15 protein-coding genes are annotated in these 17,810 nt (G+C 67.8%); 13 read left to right on the forward strand and 2 right to left on the reverse strand.

Going from position 1 to position 17,810, the window contains the following annotated elements; all coding sequences use genetic code 11:
* Window positions 1–121: 121 nt before the first annotated feature.
* The 6 genes from H3O04_RS24480 (at window position 122) to H3O04_RS24505 (ending at window position 7,122) form a co-directional block, all read left to right on the forward strand.
* Window positions 122–748 (forward strand): flavin reductase family protein, encoded by a 627-nt coding sequence (locus H3O04_RS24480; RefSeq protein WP_202588611.1) that lies wholly within the window; start codon window positions 122–124, stop codon window positions 746–748.
* A 417-nt stretch (window positions 749–1,165) separates the two neighbouring features.
* Complete coding sequence (locus H3O04_RS24485) at window positions 1,166–2,398, forward strand: 3-methyl-2-oxobutanoate dehydrogenase (2-methylpropanoyl-transferring) subunit alpha (protein WP_006476388.1); 1,233 nt, start codon at window positions 1,166–1,168, stop codon at window positions 2,396–2,398.
* Window positions 2,399–2,400: 2 nt separating this feature from the next.
* Window positions 2,401–3,441, forward strand: coding sequence for an alpha-ketoacid dehydrogenase subunit beta (locus tag H3O04_RS24490; protein ID WP_027807525.1), 1,041 nt, complete (start codon window positions 2,401–2,403; stop codon window positions 3,439–3,441).
* A 1-nt stretch (window position 3,442) separates the two neighbouring features.
* Window positions 3,443–4,756, forward strand: coding sequence for a dihydrolipoamide acetyltransferase family protein (locus tag H3O04_RS24495; RefSeq protein WP_202588612.1), 1,314 nt, complete (start codon window positions 3,443–3,445; stop codon window positions 4,754–4,756).
* Window positions 4,757–4,760: 4 nt separating this feature from the next.
* A complete protein-coding gene (gene lpdA / locus H3O04_RS24500; RefSeq protein ID WP_202588613.1) occupies window positions 4,761–6,152 on the forward strand; it encodes a dihydrolipoyl dehydrogenase in 1,392 nt (463 codons plus the stop codon).
* A 340-nt stretch (window positions 6,153–6,492) separates the two neighbouring features.
* Window positions 6,493–7,122, forward strand: coding sequence for an NAD(P)H-binding protein (locus H3O04_RS24505; RefSeq protein WP_078040834.1), 630 nt, complete (start codon window positions 6,493–6,495; stop codon window positions 7,120–7,122).
* Window positions 7,123–7,149: 27 nt separating this feature from the next.
* Here H3O04_RS24505 and H3O04_RS24510 read toward each other — a convergent pair whose 3' ends face one another.
* Complete coding sequence (locus H3O04_RS24510; protein WP_078040835.1) at window positions 7,150–8,067, reverse strand: LysR family transcriptional regulator; 918 nt, start codon at window positions 8,065–8,067, stop codon at window positions 7,150–7,152.
* Window positions 8,068–8,195: 128 nt separating this feature from the next.
* Here H3O04_RS24510 and speB point away from each other — a divergent pair, with 128 nt between their 5' ends.
* The 4 genes from speB (at window position 8,196) to H3O04_RS24530 (ending at window position 12,741) form a co-directional block, all read left to right on the forward strand.
* Entirely contained in the window at window positions 8,196–9,164 is a 969-nt protein-coding gene (gene speB / locus H3O04_RS24515; protein WP_023477721.1) for an agmatinase, read from the forward strand.
* Window positions 9,157–9,621 carry a GNAT family N-acetyltransferase gene (locus tag H3O04_RS24520; protein ID WP_202588614.1) on the forward strand — a complete coding sequence of 155 codons (465 nt, stop codon included), beginning with the start codon at window positions 9,157–9,159 and terminating at the stop codon, window positions 9,619–9,621. The genes speB and H3O04_RS24520 overlap by 8 nt, the downstream gene beginning before the upstream one ends.
* A gap of 460 nt (window positions 9,622–10,081) precedes the next feature.
* The gene (locus tag H3O04_RS24525) at window positions 10,082–11,512 is read left to right on the forward strand and encodes a purine-cytosine permease family protein (protein ID WP_023477719.1); all 1,431 of its coding nucleotides are present in this window, start codon (window positions 10,082–10,084) and stop codon (window positions 11,510–11,512) included.
* A 158-nt stretch (window positions 11,513–11,670) separates the two neighbouring features.
* Window positions 11,671–12,741 carry a porin gene (locus H3O04_RS24530; protein WP_202588615.1) on the forward strand — a complete coding sequence of 357 codons (1,071 nt, stop codon included), beginning with the start codon at window positions 11,671–11,673 and terminating at the stop codon, window positions 12,739–12,741.
* Window positions 12,742–12,808: 67 nt separating this feature from the next.
* On the opposite strand, the gene H3O04_RS24535 is transcribed toward H3O04_RS24530, so the two are convergent.
* The gene (locus tag H3O04_RS24535) at window positions 12,809–13,765 is read right to left on the reverse strand and encodes a LysR family transcriptional regulator (protein ID WP_202588616.1); all 957 of its coding nucleotides are present in this window, start codon (window positions 13,763–13,765) and stop codon (window positions 12,809–12,811) included.
* Between the two features lie 188 nt (window positions 13,766–13,953).
* Here H3O04_RS24535 and H3O04_RS24540 point away from each other — a divergent pair, with 188 nt between their 5' ends.
* From H3O04_RS24540 to H3O04_RS24550, 3 genes are read left to right on the forward strand one after another with little or no spacing between them, the layout of a single operon-like run.
* Window positions 13,954–15,264 carry an MFS transporter gene (locus H3O04_RS24540; RefSeq protein WP_124478166.1) on the forward strand — a complete coding sequence of 437 codons (1,311 nt, stop codon included), beginning with the start codon at window positions 13,954–13,956 and terminating at the stop codon, window positions 15,262–15,264.
* Between the two features lie 31 nt (window positions 15,265–15,295).
* The gene (locus H3O04_RS24545; RefSeq protein WP_202588617.1) at window positions 15,296–16,567 is read left to right on the forward strand and encodes a Zn-dependent hydrolase; all 1,272 of its coding nucleotides are present in this window, start codon (window positions 15,296–15,298) and stop codon (window positions 16,565–16,567) included.
* A 24-nt stretch (window positions 16,568–16,591) separates the two neighbouring features.
* Entirely contained in the window at window positions 16,592–17,614 is a 1,023-nt protein-coding gene (locus H3O04_RS24550) for a histone deacetylase family protein (protein WP_202588618.1), read from the forward strand.
* The last annotated feature ends 196 nt before the right edge of the window (window positions 17,615–17,810 follow it).

Consider the following 17,810-nt stretch of genomic DNA (forward strand, 5'->3'; position numbering starts at 1 on the left):
CACCGAAAACGGCGCCATGTGATACTGGCACGCACGTCGCACCGGACGCCTGCGTCGCCACCGGCGAACGCGTCCCGCCGACCGCTTCCCTCATCGTTCGCCTCTCGCAACACCACCCGTCATGACCGACTCGACCCATCACTATTACGAACCGTCGCAAGGCCACGGCCTGCCGCACGACCCGCTGAACGCGATCATCGGCCCGCGCCCGATCGGCTGGATTTCATCCCGCGGCAGCGACGGCACGCTGAACCTCGCGCCGTACAGCTTCTTCAACGCGTTCAACTATCGCCCGCCGATCATCGGCTTTTCGAGCACCGCCGCGAAGGACAGCCTGCGCAACGTGCGGGAAACCGGCGAGTTCGTGTGGAACCTCGCGACGCGCGATCTCGCCGAGCGGATGAACCAGACCTGCGCCGCCGTGCCGTACGACGTGAACGAATTCGAACTCGGCGGCTTGACCGCCGTGCCGTCGCGCCTCGTCGACGTGCCGCGCGTCGCGGAAAGCGGTGTGAACTTCGAATGCAAGGTAACCGACGTGATCCGGCTGCGCGATCATCACGGCGTCGAGACGCCGGCCACGCTGGTGCTGGGCGAGGTCATCGCGGTCCATATCCGCCATGACCTGCTGAAGGACGGCATTTTCGACACGTTCGGCGCGGGCATCATTCTTCGTGCGGGCGGCCCGTCGGCCTATGTGCACGTGACGCCCGACAGCCGCTTCGACCTGTTCCGTCCCGACGCGTGATCGATCGAGCGCCGCAGTAAGCCGGCAAGCAGGCGCACGAGCGCCCGCACCCGACGAAAGACCCCGCTGAAATCCAGGATTTCACGGGGTCTTTTGCTTCGTACCCTCACATGATCGGGACGACGCCGATCCGTCCGTTCCTTGATGCCCGCTCGCTGCCGCCCGCCCAACGACGATGCGCTGCAGCAAACCCGTCCGTCGCTAAAGCCGACCGCCGCACGCACGTGCCGCCGCCGCGATCCACCATGGCAAATCTGCTCATCACGAACGAGCGGCTTGGGCATCGACGCCCGCCGCTGCGAGGCATAAATTTCCAAGGTTGACGTGCTTATCCGCGCGTCAGCTCGCGCGCAGGCCGGCAACCGGCCCGCGCGTTCCCAAACAGCGTGAGACACAATCGAGCGTGGAGACGACACGATGAGCCTGTCAGAGCCATTGCGTCTGCATGTGCCGGAGCCCACCGGGCGCCCGGGCTGCAAGACGGACTTTTCCTATCTGCATCTATCGCCGGCCGGCGCCGTGCGCCGCCCACCGATCGACGTTGCCGCGGCGGACACCGCCGATCTCGCCCGCAGCCTCGTGCGCGTGCTCGACGACAACGGCAAGGCCGTCGGCCCGTGGGCCCCCGATCTCGACGATGCGCGGCTGATCGCCGGGCTGCGCGCGATGCTCAAGACCCGCATTTTCGACGCGCGCATGATGATCGCGCAGCGTCAGAAGAAAATCTCCTTCTACATGTTGAGCCTCGGCGAAGAGGCGATCGGCACCGCGCACGCGATGGCGCTGCGCGACGGCGACATGTGCTTTCCGACCTACCGGCAGCAGAGCATCCTGATCGCGCGCGACGTGCCGCTCGAGCGGATGATCTGCCAGCTGATGTCGAACGAAGGCGATCCGCTGAAGGGCCGCCAGCTCCCGGTGATGTACTCGGACCGCGAAGCCGGCTTCTTCTCGATTTCCGGCAACCTCGCGACGCAGTTCATCCAGGCGGTCGGCTGGGCGATGGCGTCGGCGATCAAGGGCGACACGAAGATCGCATCCGCATGGATCGGCGACGGCGCGACGGCCGAAGCCGATTTCCACACCGCGCTCACGTTCGCGCATGTGTACCGCGCACCGGTCGTGCTGAACGTGGTCAACAACCAGTGGGCGATCTCGACGTTCCAGGCGATCGCGGGCGGCGAGGGCACGACCTTCGCCGGGCGCGGCGTCGGTTGCGGGATCGCGTCGCTGCGCGTCGACGGCAACGACTTCCTCGCGATCTACGCGGCGTCGAGCTGGGCGGCCGAGCGTGCGCGCCGCAATCTCGGCCCGACGCTGATCGAGTGGGTGACCTACCGCGCGGGTGCGCATTCGACGTCGGACGATCCGACCAAGTACCGGCCGAGCGACGACTGGTCCCACTTCCCGCTGGGCGACCCGATCGAGCGCTTCAAGCGCCACCTGATCGTGAAGGGCATCTGGTCGGACAGCGCGCACGACGCATTGACGGCCGAGCTCGAGGCCGAGGTGATCGCCGCGCAGAAGGAAGCGGAGAAGTACGGGACGCTGGCCGACGACCGGATTCCGTCGCCGGCCTCGATGTTCGACGACGTGTACAAGGAGCTGCCCGCGCACCTGCGCCGTCAGCGCCAGGAACTGGGAGCGTGATCATGGCGCAACACGAGACAGAGACGGCGACGCAGCCGATGACGATGATCCAGGCGTTGCGCTCCGCGATGGACGTGATGCTCGGGCGCGACAGCGACGTAGTCGTGTTCGGGCAGGACGTCGGCTATTTCGGCGGCGTATTCCGCTGTACCGAAGGACTGCAGAACAAGTACGGCAAGTCGCGCGTGTTCGATGCGCCGATCTCGGAAGGCGGGATCGTCGGTGCGGCGGTCGGGATGGGCGCCTACGGGTTGCGGCCCGTGTGCGAGATCCAGTTCGCCGACTATTTCTATCCGGCATCCGACCAGATCGTATCGGAAGGCGCGCGGCTGCGCTATCGCTCGGCCGGCCAGTTCACCGCGCCGATGACGATCCGGATGCCGTGCGGCGGCGGCATCTACGGCGGGCAGACGCACAGCCAGAGCCCGGAGGCGATGTTCACGCAGGTGTGCGGGCTGCGCACGGTGATGCCGTCGAATCCGTACGACGCGAAAGGGCTCCTGATCGCGTCGATCGAGAACGACGATCCGGTGATCTTCCTCGAACCGAAACGGCTGTACAACGGGCCGTTCGATGGCCATCACGAACGGCCGGTCACGTCGTGGCTCAAGCATCCGGCGAGCGCGGTGCCGGAAGGCTACTACACGGTGCCGCTCGATACGGCCGCCGTCGTGCGGCCCGGCAACGACGTGACGGTGCTCACATATGGCACGACGGTGCACGTGTCGCTGGCCGCCGCCGAGGAGACGGGCATCGACGCGGAAGTGATCGACCTGCGTACGCTGTGGCCGCTCGATCTCGACACGATCGTCGCGTCGGTGCGCAAGACCGGGCGCTGCGTCGTGGTGCACGAGGCGACGCGCACCTGCGGCTATGGCGCGGAGCTCGTATCGCTGGTGCAGGAACACTGCTTCTACCACCTCGAAGCGCCGGTCGAGCGCACGACGGGTTGGGACACCCCGTATCCGCATGCGCAGGAATGGGCGTACTTTCCGGGGCCGACCCGGGTCGGTGAAGCGTTGCGACGCGTGATGGAGGCGTGAGATGGGGATTCATGTCATCAAGATGCCGGATATCGGCGAAGGGATCGCCGAGGTCGAGCTGGTGGCCTGGCATGTGGAAGTCGGGCAGACGATCAAGGAAGACCAGCCGCTCGCCGACGTGATGACCGACAAGGCGGCGGTCGAGATTCCGTCGCCGGTGACGGGCAAGGTGATCGAGCTGGGCGGCCGGATCGGCGAGATGATGGCGGTGGGCAGCGAGCTGATTCGGCTGGAAGTCGAAGGCGACGGCAACCTGAAGGCCTCGGCACCGGTGCGGGAAACGAAGGTAGCAACCGCACCGGTCGAGGCGCCGGCGCCGTCGAAGCCGGCGGCCGACACATCGGTCGAGCCGCCTGCGCAGCCCGCGGCGCCCCGGGCCCCGGCGAAACCGCGTCGCGAGGAACCGGCCGCGCCGCCGCGCGCGGCGCTCGCGCCGGGCGAACGGCCGCTCGCGTCGCCTGCCGTGCGTCAGCGCGCGTGGGACATGGGTATCGAGTTGCGCTATGTGCGCGGCACCGGCGAAGCAGGGAGGATCTTGCATGCGGATCTCGATGCGTATGCGCGGACCGGCGGCAGCACTTCGCACGCATCGCAGCCGCGCGGCTACGACGAGCGCCACGACGAAACCGAGGTGCCGGTGATCGGCCTGCGGCGCGCGATCGCGCGCAAGATGCAGGAAGCGAAGCGCCGCATCCCGCACTTCAGCTACGTCGAGGAAATCGACGTCACCGAGCTCGAATCGTTGCGCACGGAACTGAACCGCCGCCACGGCGACACGCGCGGCAAGCTCACGCCGCTGCCGCTGCTGATCCGCGCGATGGTGATCGCGCTGCGCGACTTCCCGCAGATCAACGCGCGTTTCGACGACGAAGCGGGCGTCGTCACGCGCTACGGCGCGGTGCACATGGGCGTCGCGACGCAGACGGACGGCGGCCTCACGGTGCCCGTGCTGCGTCATGCGGAAGCGCGCGACGTGTGGTCGATCTCGGCGGAAATCGCGCGGCTCGCCGATGCGGTGCGTGCGAACCGCGCGCAGCGCGACGAGCTGAGCGGCTCGACGATCACGATCTCGAGCCTCGGCGCCCTCGGCGGCATCGTGTCGACGCCGGTGATCAATCATCCGGAGGTCGGCATCGTCGGCGTGAACCGGATCGTCGAGCGGCCGATGATCCGCGACGGCGCGGTCGTCGCGCGCAAGATGATGAACCTGTCGTCGTCGTTCGACCATCGCGTCGTCGACGGCGCGGACGCGGCCGAATTCATCCAGGCCGTGCGCGCTGTGCTCGAATGCCCGGCACTGCTGTTCGTGGAGTGAGCCGATGAAGAACGAACACACCACACTGCTCGTCATCGGCGGCGGCCCGGGCGGCTACGTCGCCGCGATCCGGGCCGGCCAGCTCGGCATTCCGACCGTGCTCGTCGAACGCGACCGGCTCGGCGGCACCTGCCTGAACATCGGCTGCATTCCGTCGAAGGCGCTGATCCACGTGGCCGACGCGTTCGAGCAGGCGTGCGGCCATGCCGGTGAAGCGGCGCTCGGCATCCGCGTGCGCACGCCGGAGATCGACATCGCGAAAAGCGTCGCGTGGAAGGACGGCATCGTCGACCGGCTGACGCGCGGCGTCGGCGCGCTGCTCAAGAAGAACGGCGCGCGCGTGCTGCACGGCGAAGCGCGCGTGATCGACGGCAAGACCGTCGAGGTCGTCAGCGGCGGCCATGCGGTGCGGATCGGTTGCGAGCACCTGTTGCTCGCGACCGGTTCCGAGCCGGTCGAACTGCCGTCGATGCCGTTCGGCGGGCACGTCGTGTCGTCCACCGACGCGCTGTCGCCTGCGACGCTGCCGAAGCGGCTGGTTGTCGTCGGGGCCGGCTATATCGGGCTCGAACTCGGGATCGTCTATCGCAAGCTCGGCGTCGACGTCAGCGTCGTCGAGGCGGCCGAGCGCGTGCTGCCTGCGTACGATGCCGAACTCGTGCGGCCGGTGGCCGATTCGCTCGCGCGCCTCGGCGTGCGGCTGTGGCTCGGCCACACCGTGCTCGGGCTGGACGAGCACGGCGCGGTGCGCGTGCGGGCGGCTGACGGCGCCGAGCAGACGCTGCCGGCCGATCGCGTGCTGGTTGCCGTCGGCCGCAGGCCGCGCGTCGACGGATTCGGGCTCGAGACGCTGATGCTCGATCGCAATGGCCGCGCGCTGCGGATCGACGACGCCTGCCGGACGTCGATGCGCAACGTGTGGGCGATCGGCGACGTCGCGGGCGAGCCGATGCTCGCGCATCGCGCGATGGCGCAAGGCGAGATGGTGGCCGAGCTGATCGCCGGCCGGCGTCGCCAGTTCACGCCCGCGTCGATTCCAGCCGTGTGCTTCACCGATCCCGAGATCGTGACGGCCGGCTGGTCGCCGGACGATGCACATGCGGCCGGCGTCGATTGCCTGAGCGCGTCGTTTCCGTTCGCCGCGAACGGGCGGGCGATGACGTTGCAGGCGACCGACGGATTCGTGCGCGTCGTCGCGCGGCGCGACAATCATCTGATCGTCGGCTGGCAGGCGGTCGGGCGCGGGGTGTCGGAGCTGGCCGCGGCGTTTTCGCAGTCGCTGGAGATGGGCGCGCGGCTGGAAGACATCGGCGGCACGATCCACGCGCATCCGACGCTCGGCGAAGCGCTGCAGGAAGCCGCGTTGCGCGCGCTCGGACACGCGCTGCATGTCTGACGTGCGGGCTTGACGGAGCGCTGCTGCCGGTGCGTCACGCATGCATCGGCAGCGCTTGCGGCGTCTGACGTATTTCATGTTGTTCATCCGGTATCCGTTCGTGCCGGTCCCGAAACCGATCCGATCGGGTTTGCCCGTGCTCGCGCGCCGGGTCGGGAACGCGCGCAGCAGCAGCGCTGGCCGGGACGGGTTCAATCGCCCGGGACCGCACCTGACAGGCTCGTAATTTTTCGAGACGAGGGGAGGGTTGTCGCCGCCGCGTCAGCCGACGATCATGTCGGTAGCCGGAAACCGGGCCGCCTCGGGCCCGCCAACGCAGGCTGCACACGGAAAACCGGACATGAAACTGCTGCTCGTCGGCGCGACCGGACTCGTCGGGCGCCACGTCCTCGAAGTTGCGCTCGCCGACGCGCGGGTCGATCAGGTGATCGTCCTCGCGCGCCGGCCGTTGTCGCCGCATCCGAAGATGCGCGCGCTGGAAGTCGATTTCGACCATTTGCCCGACACGGCGGACTGGTGGCACGCGGATGCGGTGATCTGCACGCTCGGCACCACGATGCGGGCCGCCGGTTCGCAGGCGGCCTTTCGGCGCGTCGATCACGACTATCCGCTCGCGGTCGCGCGGCTCGCGCACCGGCACGGCACGCCGGCCTACGTGCTGAATTCCGCGCTCGGCGCCGATGCCGGGTCGCGCATCTTTTACAACCGCGTGAAGGGCGAAGTCGAGCAGGCGCTCGCCGGCGTCGGTTTCGATTCGCTCACGTACGTGCGACCGGGCCTGATCGGCGGCAGCCGCGACGAGTTCCGGTTCGGCGAGCGGCTGTTCGTGTTCGCGCTGAGCGCCGTCGCGCCGGTGCTCCCGGCGAAGTGGCGCGTGAATCCCGCGCCGCGGATTGCGCGCGCGTTGCTCGACGCGGCGATCGACGCACGGCCGGGCGTGCAGGTCGTCGCATCCGACCGGCTCGTCTGACGCGGCGCGGGCGGCGCGCCCGGCCGACTATTCGTCTGCGTTTCCGACGAGCGCGCCGAACTGCTCGGCGAGCGCGGCCGTGAACGCATCCAGCGCTTCGCTGCCGTCGGAATTCCTCGGTGTCGCGAGCTGAAATGCCACCGTGTGGCTCAGCTTGCTCGCGAGCAGCCGGCGCATCTTCCCGGCGGCGATCCACGGTGCCGCGACGTGGTCGGGCAGGAAGCCGACATGCGCGCCCGACAGGATGAAGATCACGTCGGCATCGACGTTTTCCGAAAACGCGGTCGGCCGTGCATTGCGCAGCGCCGCTCCCGACGTGTTCGTCTTGTAGAGCCGCGCGACGTTGCTCGCGCGTGAGATGTCGTCGACCGACACGGCTTTCTTCGCGAACAGCGGATGGCGGGCGCCGCAATGCAGCGACTGGTGCTCGACGAACAGCGGCGCGTAGTGCAGGCCGGCCTGGTGGCCGGAGAAATAGCCGATCGCGAGCTGCAGTTCGCCTTTCAGCAGCCGGCGCTCCAGCTCGTCGGGCGGCAACGCGATCATTTCGATCAGCACATCCGGCGCGCGCTCGCGAAAGCGGCTGACGGCCGCCGCGATCGATTCGACGACGTCGGGCGAGATCCGCTCGGACAGGCCGATGCGCAATTCGCCGAGCAACGTGCCCGAGATGTGCTGCGTGTCGCGCGTGAACACGTCCATCGCGTGCAGCAGGCGGCGCGTCGACTGCAGCACGCGTTCGCCCTTCGGCGTCAGCCGGAACCCGCCTTTGCCACGGTCGCACAGCCGGAACCCGAGCCGCGTCTCGAGCTTGGCCATCTGCGTGCTGATCGTCGACGGCGCCATGCCGAGCGTGCCCTGCGCGGCACTGAAGCCGCCGCTTTCGACGATCGTCAGAAAGAGCCGCAGCAACTGCAAATCCATGTCTCTGAGTCGGGTCAGCATGGCGATACATCGCATTTTGTGAAGTCGGTTTATGTTAGTTCATATTTTTCGTTGCATGCGGGCGCGGCAGAATCCGGCTCGAGGTCGCCAGCCGCGCGGCCGTGCCCCCTTCAGACCGGACTCCGACGATGAGCCAGAACGATTTCGCGTTCACCCGCGACAGCCTCTACGGCACCCAGGCCGAACCCAGTTTCGCGGGCGCGACGAGCTTCATGCGCCGGCGTTTCAGCCGCGATCTGGACGGCGTCGACCTCGCGATCACCGGCGTGCCGTTCGATTCCGCCGCGTCGCACCGGCCCGGCACGCGCTTCGGCCCGCGCGGGTTGCGGACCGCGTCGACGGGCATCGCGTGGGCGCGTCCGTGGCCGTGGTCGTTCGATCCGTTCGACGTGCTGGCGGCGGTCGATTACGGCGACTGCGCGTTCGATCTCGGGCAGCCCGAATCGGTGCCGGGCGCGATCGAGCGGCATGCCGATGCGATCCTCGCGCGCGGCTGCGCGATGCTGACGCTCGGCGGCGATCATTTCATCACGTATCCGCTGCTGAAGGCGCATGCGAAGGTGCACGGGCCGCTGTCGCTCGTGCATTTCGACGCGCATACCGACACGTGGCCCGACCGCGACGTGAAGCGCATCGATCACGGGACGATGTTCTATCACGCGGCGCGGGAAGGGTGGGTCGTGCCCGGACGATCGGCCCAGATCGGCATCCGCACGACCAACGACGAACCGATGGGCTTCGACATCCAGGATGCGCGTCAGGTGCATGCGTCGACGCCCGCCGCGGTCGCCGCGCGCATTCGCGAGCGAGTCGGCGATCATCCGGTGTACCTGACGTTCGACATCGACTGTCTCGATCCGGCGTTCGCGCCGGGCACCGGGACGCCGGTGTCGGGCGGACTGTCGAGCCATCAGGCGTTCGAGATCCTGCGCCACCTCGACGGGATCAACCTGGTCGGCATGGACGTGGTCGAAGTGTCGCCGCCGTACGATCACGCGGAAATCACCTCGCTGGCCGGTGCGACGATCGCACTGGAACTGATCTGCCTGTATGCGTCGCGCCGGCGGCAGAAAAAGGAACACCCGATCGATGGATGAACTGATCTGGCGCAAGGCCGTTCCCGGCGACGCGGCCGACTGCATCGCACTGCGTGCGCGCACACGCGAAAACGCGTTCACCGAAGCGCAGTTGCGCGCGCTCGGCATCACCGTTGAAAGCTGGGACGACGGTATCCGCGACGGCGTGTTCGCAGGCCATGTCTGCTGTGCGCCCGCACACATGGTCGGCTACTGCTTCGGCGACACCGGTTCGGGCGAAATCGTCGTGCTCGCGATTTTGCCCGAGTACGAAGGGACGGGGATCGGCAAGCGGCTGCTGCGGTGCGTGATCGACGATTTCGCGGCGCACGGCGTCACGTCGCTGTTTCTCGGCTGCTCGACCGATCCCGCGTCGCGCTCGTACGGGTTCTATCGTCACCTCGGCTGGACGCCGACCGGGAAGCTGGACGAGGAGGGAGACGAAATTCTCACGTTTCAGGTCGGGCCGCGCGGTTGATCGCATGTGGGGTCCGGGGTACGACGTCGTGGCTCTGCGTCGCGACAACGCCGACGACTGGCTGCACGGACACGACATCGAGGCCGCGCGACAGCTGCTGAACTTCCTCCCGCCGACCCCATGACGGTCGCGCCTGCTCGGCCCCCCCACCGACCTGACTTTCATTTTTCCTACATCCGGCTCGAGGCAAAACTGCGCGAGCGTGCCGCGATTGCTCGGACGATTTCGAAAACCGATCGATACCGGGTAATCACCGATATCTCCCAAGTTGTATATACAACATCATCCGCTGGCAATGTCGGCACACGTCGTGCCGGTTGCGCGCCAGCGTGCAGACCGTGCGTGCGTGGCGCATGCCGGCGATCCACGGCGCCCCGCATCCGCAGCGCCGAAAGGGCGGCTCGCAGTTTGCTGTCCCGTTCAAACCATGTGTGGTCCTGAGTATTTTGGAGATTGACCCGTGTCAACGAATTCCAGTGGAAAAGCCGGCGGACTGATCGAGGTACGCTCGATCGACTTCATTCCCGACGCCGAGCGCCACGGCGGCCTGCTGAGCCAGTTCACGCTGTGGCTGTCGGCCAACATGCAGATCACGGCCATCGTCACCGGGGCGCTGGCGGTCGTGCTCGGCGGCGACGTGTTCTGGTCGCTGGTCGCGCTGCTGCTCGGTCAGCTCGTCGGCGGCGCGGTGATGGCGCTGCACGGCGCGCAGGGGCCGCAGCTCGGGTTGCCGCAGATGATCTCGAGCCGCGTGCAGTTCGGCGTGTACGGCGCGATGATCCCGATCGTGCTGGTGTGCCTGATGTACATCGGCTTTTCCGCGAGCGGCTCGGTGCTGGCCGGGCAGGCCGTCGCGCAACTGCTGCACGTCGACGACGCGGCCGGCATCCTGCTGTTCGCGGCCGTGATCGTCGTGCTGACCGTGTTCGGCTATCGCGCGATCCACTTCGTCGGCCGGATCGCGAGCGTGGTCGGCATCGTCGCGTTCGTCTACATGTTCGCGCAACTGTTCGCGAACCACGACATCGGCGCGCTGCTCGCGAACCGGCATTTCTCGCTGGCGAGCTTCCTGCTCGCGATGTCGTTGTCCGCGTCGTGGCAGATCGCATTCGGCCCGTACGTGGCCGACTATTCGCGCTACCTGCCGCGCTCGACGTCGTCGGTCGCGACGTTTCTCGCGGTCGGCCTCGGCTCGGTGATCGGCGCGCAGGCGGCGATGGTGTTCGGCGTGTTCGCGGCCGCGCTGGCCGGCAGCCAGTTCGCGCACCACGAAGTGTCGTACATCGTCGGCCTGGGCTCGACGGGCGCCGTGGCCGCGCTGCTGTATTTCAGCATCGCGTTCGGCAAGGTGACGGTGACGGCGCTCAACGCGTACGGCAGCTTCATGTCGATGGCGACGATCGTCAGCGGCTTTCGCGGCAAGGGCGCGGTATCGTCGAAGAGCCGCCTCGTGTACATCTTCGGGATGATCTGCGTGTCGACGCTGATCGCGCTCGCGGGCCGTCATTCGTTCCTGAAGGAATTCACCGCGTTCATCCTGTTCCTGCTCGCGTTCTTCACGCCGTGGAGCGCGATCAACCTGGTCGATTACTACTGCTTCACGCGTTCGCGCTACGACGTGCCGGCGTTGTCCGATCCGGATGGCCGCTACGGCCGCTGGAACGTGATGGCGATCGCGATCTACGTGGTCGGCATCCTCGTGCAACTGCCGTTCATGTCGACGCACCTCTACACGGGGCCGCTCGTCGATGCGCTCGGCGGCACCGATATCTCGTGGATCCTCGGCCTCGTCGTGCCGGCCGTGCTGTATTACGTCGGCGCGCGCGCGTCGAGACGCAGTATTCCCGAGCGCCTGATCCTGCCGCTCGAACGCGGCGAAGTTCACCACTGACCACGCGTCTCGCGCATCGGGCCGGCACGCCGCCGGCCTGAGCGCCGAGTCGGGCGCAGCCCGCGTCCAGCTCTGTCAATACATTTCCCTATCCCGCGATACCGGTGCGGCGTTCACGCCGTGCCCGGTGTCGTTTCAATCTCGATCTATCAAATAGTATGACTAAGCATATTGAAACGCGCGGCATCGACTGCCGGGTGCGGCCGGTGCACGCCGGTTTTCGTCTCACGGTGGCGCTTGCCTGCGTCGCCGGTTCGGGCACTGCGTCCGCGCAGGACGGCGTCACGCTGTACGGCGTGATCGACGAATTTGCGCAGGTCGTGAACACGGGCAACGGCTATACGGCCGCGATCAACTCGGGCGGCCAGTGGGGTAGCCGGTTCGGATTGAAGGGCGGCGAGGATATCGGCGGCGGCCAGAAGATCGAGTTCGCACTGGAAAACGGCTTCAATCCAAATGACGGCTCGCTCGCGAGTGCCGGCAGCCTGTTCAATCGGCAGGCGTGGGTCGGCATCGCGGGGCAGTGGGGCAAGGTGCGCGCGGGCCGGCAGAATTCGCCGCTATTCAACGATCAGGGCGGGCAGGATGCATTCGGCGGAGTCACGCAGGCATCCGGCATGGACAACCTGACCGTGTTCGCGTTCCGCACGAGCAACACGCTGTCGTACCAGAGCCCGGAGATCGCCGGTTTCCAGGGCGGGCTGTACTTCGGGTTCGGCGATGCGGGCGGCGTGCGTTCGGCCGGCTCCAGCCAGCAGTTCGACCTGACCTACGAACACGGCCCGTTCGGCGCATTCGTCGCGGGACAATGGTTGAAGAACGCCGTGGCGACCACGACGGATCGCACGATCATGGCAGGTGCATCATATGCGATCGGCAAGGCCACCGTGTATGGCGGCTTTTCCGCGGTGAAGTGGGCCGACCTCGGAATCGATTCGCGTGTGTACGGGCTGTCGGTCAAGTACCAGTTCAACCCGGCCAACTATGTCGCGCTCGGTTACGCATACCTGCACGACCAGTCGTCGCAAGGCAACCACGCAGATCAACTCGGGCTGATGTACGAATACGACCTGTCGAAGCGCACGAGCTTCTACGGCGCGCTATCGTACCTGCGTAACCGCAACCAGGCCGGCTACACGCTCGCCGGCGCGGCGACCCCCGGCCTGCCGCTCGCGTATTCGGGCGCGAATGCGCGCGGCGTGCAACTCGGCATCGTGCATCGCTTCTGATGCATGCGCACGGAGCGACGCGCCGGGCCGTATGCGCCCGGCGTTTTCTCCGAGCGCATGCGCGCCGTCATTTCCCCAACCGCTCCGCCAGCGAATAGCGTTGCATGCAGCGCTCCATCGCGTCGAGAAACGCCAGCTCGGCCGCGTTCATCTTGCGGTCGCGATGCCACAGCAGGAATACGTCGACATCGACGAGCCCGTCGTCGGGCGGCAGCCGCCACAGCCGTTGCTGCGCGATGTCGTCGCGCACGATGTGCTCGGGCAGGCAGCCGATCCCGTAGCCTGCGAAGATCAGCCGCCGCACCTCCTCGAGGCTCGGCGACGACGCGACGATGCGTCCCGTGAAGCCCTTCTGGTCGCGAAACACGGTGAGCGGCGACAGGCTGTCGCCGATCTGGTCGCTCGTGAACGACACGAAATTCTCCGCGAGCAGATCGTCCATCCGCAACTGCGTTTGCCCGAACAGCCGGTGATGGCGGCCGCAGTAGATCGCATAGCGTTGGCGCAGGAAGCAGCGCATCTCCAGCTTGTCGTGCGGCGTGCGGCACAGGCCGAGCCCGGCCGTGGCCGTCTTCTGCAGCAGCGAGGAGAGGATGTCGGACGAGCGCATCACTTCGATCTGCAGATCGATACGCGGATATGCGCGGTGGAAATCCGCGAGGAACTCGTCGTAGACGGGCGATTTGATGCGGCTCACCGTCAGCAGCCGGATCGAGCCGGTCAGGTCGGCCGTGCTGTCGTCGATTTCGGTTTCGAGGCGCGAGATGCCGCCGTAGATGTCGCTCGCGATCCGGTACACGGCTTCGCCGGCCGGCGTCGGCGCGAAGTGCGCGCCGCGCCGCTCGATCAGCCGGCGCTCGAGCGTCTCCTCGAGCCGCCGCAATGCCTGGCTCACGGCCGGCTGCGTGACGTGCAGGCGGGCGGCCGCGCGGCTCACGCTGCGCTCCTGCATGATCACCAGGTAGGTGCGGAGCAGATTCCAGTCGAGGCGGTCGTTCAGGAACGGGGCGAGATCGGGGCGCATCGGGTGTCCGGGCAGCAGTGATCAGACATTAGTTGAATTTATATCGTGAATAATAACTTGAAATTTGACTAATGATTTGCGGCCACCGATAAAGGAGGGGCGCCGCAGCGTGCGGCGCGAGGCCGCGACAGACGGCCGCCGTCACGATATTGCGTGCTGCCCCGCCGCGGCGCGCGTCAGGAGCCCGCATGACTCAGTCCCTTCCTTCCGCCCGCCAGCCGGCACGCGCCGCGACGGCCGCGTTCATCGGCACGATGATCGAGTGGTACGACTTCTACATCTACGCGACCGCCGCCGCGCTCGTGTTCGGCGAACTCTATTTTCCGTCGCACGACCCGTTCGTCAGCACGATGGCGTCGTTCGCGACGTTCGCGGTCGGCTTCTTCGCGCGTCCGCTCGGCGGCGTGATCTTCGGCCATCTCGGCGACCGCATCGGCCGCAAGAAGGCGCTGATGACGACGTTGATGATGATGGGCGTCGCGACCGTGTGCGTCGGGCTGCTGCCCGCTTATTCGAAGGTCGGCATCCTGGCGCCGGTGCTGCTCGTCGCGCTGCGCGTCGTGCAGGGCATCGCGGTGGGCGGCGAATGGGGCGGCGCGGTGCTGATGGCGGGCGAGCATGCGCCGCAGGGGCGCCGCACGTTTTTCGCGTCGTTCGCGCAGCTCGGCAGCCCGGCCGGGCTGATCCTGTCGCTGATCGCGTTCCGCGCGGTCACGTCGATGGACAAGGCCGATTTCCTCGCGTGGGGCTGGCGCCTGCCGTTTCTCGCGAGTGCGGTGCTGCTCGTGGTCGGCATCCTGATCCGGCTCGGCGTGAACGAGTCGCCGGAATTCGCGCGGGTGAAGGAAGCCAACCGCACGGTGAAGCTGCCGGTCGCGGAAGTGTTCCGTTCGGCGTCGGGGCTCGTGCTGCTCTGTATCGGCGCGAACACGATCGGCATCGCGGGCGTCTATTTCACGAACACGTTCATGATCGCGTACACGACGCAGTACGTCGGCGTCTCGCGTTCGCTGATCCTCGACAGCCTGTTCGCGGTCGCGATCATCCAGTTCTTCGCGCAGCCGCTCGCCGCCTGGATCGCCGAACGTATCGGCGGCGCGCGCTTCCTCAAGCTCGCGGCGCTGCTCGCGATGCTGTCGCCGTATCCGATGTTCATGCTCGTGCAGGGCGGCACGTCCGCGTCGCTGATCGCCGGCATCGCGCTCGCCGTGGTGTGCATGGCCGGCTTCTATTCGGTGATCGCGGGCTTCGTCAGCGACGTGTTTCCCGCGCACGTGCGCTATTCGGCGATCTCGCTCGCTTACCAGATTTGCGGCGCGATCGCGGGCGGCCTGACGCCGCTCGTCGGCACGTGGCTCGCACATCGCTTCACGGGCCAGTGGTGGCCGCTGGCGGTGTTCTACACGTGTCTCGCCGGTATTTCGCTGCTCTGCATCGTCGCGCTCGATGCGCGCCGCGCCGCGCGGCCGGCCGCCGCCGAAGCGCTCGGCTCGCACTGACCTTCAACGAACGAATCGATCCGGAATGCATATGAAAGACCTGCTGGAAATCGACGGCGCCCGCCTGTGGCAGAGCCTGACCGACATGGCGCGCGTCGGCGCGACCCCGCGCGGCGGCGTGCGGCGCCTCGCGCTCACCGATGACGACCGGCGCGGGCGCGACCTGTTCGCGCAATGGTGCCGCGACGCGGGAATGACGGTGAGCGTCGATGCGGTCGGCAACCTGTTCGCGCGGCGCGACGGCGCCGATGCGCAGGCAGCGCCTGTGCTGATCGGCAGCCATCTCGACACGCAGCCCGAAGGCGGCCGCTTCGACGGCGTCTATGGCGTGCTCGCCGCGCTCGAACTCGTGCGCACGCTGAACGACGCGGGCATCGCGACCGACAAGCCGCTCGAGATCGTGTCCTGGACCAACGAGGAGGGCGCACGCTTCGCGCCGGCGATGCTCGGCTCGGCCGTGTTCACGGGCGCGTTGCCGCTCGACAACGCGCTCGCGAAGCAGGACGCCGACGGCATCACGCTCGGCGCGGCGCTCGACGCGTGCGGCTACCGCGGCACGCGAGCAACGGGCGGCGCGGTCGACGCGTATTTCGAGGCGCATATCGAACAGGGGCCCGTGCTCGACGCGAACGGCACGACGATCGGCATCGTCACGGGCGGCCAGGCGATCCGCTGGCTCGACGTGACGGTGACCGGCGTGGCCGCGCATGCGGGCACGACGCCGATGCCGTATCGCAAGGACGCGTATTTCGCGAGCGCGCAGATCGCGCTCGAACTCGAACGAATCGTCGCCGGCTACGCGCCGCGCGGGCTCGCGACGATCGGGCAGGTCGGCATTCGCAACGCGTCGCGCAACACGATTGCCGGCGACCTGACGTTCACGGTCGACCTGCGTCATCACGACGATGCCGAAGTCGATGCGATGGAGCGCGACCTGCGCGACGCCTGCGCACGCATCGCCGCCGCGCGCGGCGTGCAGGTGGCGATCGACACCTGCTGGCGCAGCCCGGCGACGCCGTTCGACCGCGATTGCGTCGGGCTGGTCGCGCAGGCGGCCGTCGCGTTCGGCTATACGCACGAGCGGATCGTGAGCGGCGCCGGCCACGATGCGATCCTGCTCGCGCGCCGTTTCCCGACCGCGATGGTGTTCATTCCGTGCGTCGACGGCCTGTCGCACAACGAAGCCGAGGATGCGTTGCCCGACGACGTGACGCGCGGCACGAACGTGCTGCTCCATGCGGTGCTGGCACGCGCGGGCATCGCGGCGCGCGTCGACGCGGCGGCTGTCGCGCACGGCGCCTGATCCGGCGAATCGACGAGGACCATCATGAAAACCTATTTCCATCCCGAACAACTGCTGCACCATCCGCGCAGCTACCTGTCGCGCGGCCAGATGCGCGAACCGCAGGAGGTGCCCGAACGCGCGGCACGGCTCGTCGCGGCCGTCCGGTCGCTCGACTTCGACGTGCGCGAGCCGGCCGATCGCGGCACCGCACCGCTCGCGGCCGTGCACGACATGAACTACCTGCGCTTTCTCGAGGACGCGCACCGCGACTGGAAGCAGATGCCCGACGACTGGGGTGACGAAGTGATGTCGAACGTGTTCGTGCGCGACCCGAATCCGCTGCGCGGCGTGCTCGCGAAAGCCGCGCGCTATCTCGCCGACGGCAGTTGTCCGGTGGGCGCGAACACGTGGCGCGCGGCGTACTGGTCCGCGCAGGGCGCGCTGGCGGCCGCGGCCGACGTCAACGACGGCGCCCGCGAAGCCTATGCGCTGTGCCGCCCGCCCGGCCATCATGCGCGGCGCGATGCGGCCGGCGGCTTCTGCTACCTGAACAATGCGGCGATCGCCGCGCAGGCGCTGCTGGGCCGCCATCGCCGCGTCGCGATCCTCGATACCGACATGCATCACGGGCAGGGCGTGCAGGAGATTTTCTACGGCCGCGACGATGTGCTGTACGTGTCGATTCACGGCGACCCGACCAACTTCTACCCGGTCGTCGCGGGCTACGAGGAAGAGACGGGGGCGGGCGCCGGCGACGGCTTCAACCTCAACCTGCCGATGCCGCACGGCGCGCCGGAGTCGGCATTCTTCGAGCGGCTCGACGACGCGTTGCGTGCACTCGCGCGGTTTCAGCCCGATGCGCTCGTGCTCGCGCTCGGTTTCGACATCTACAAGGACGATCCGCAATCGCAGGTTGCCGTCACGACCGACGGGTTCGGGCGGCTCGGCGGCGCGATCGGCGCGCTCGGGTTGCCGACGGCGATCGTGCAGGAGGGCGGTTATCACCTCGCGAGTCTCGAGGCGAACGCGCGCGCGTTTTTCGGCGGGTTTGCCGCCGGGCGCTGACCGAGCCGTCGGAACCGAGGCACACGCCGGAAATGACAACGGCCGCATGGCGCGGCCGTAAGAATGCGTGCGGCAGGTTCCCGGCCGTCCGGGCGTTGCCCTTTACGAGTTCGCGGCGGCCGGCGCGCGGCGGCGCTGCGTGACCTGCAGCATCACGAGTGCGAGCCCGGCAGCGGCGATCAGCGCACCGACGAGC

It is taken from the genome of Burkholderia sp. KCJ3K979 (genome assembly GCF_016759955.1).
Lineage (GTDB): Bacteria > Pseudomonadota > Gammaproteobacteria > Burkholderiales > Burkholderiaceae > Burkholderia > Burkholderia orbicola.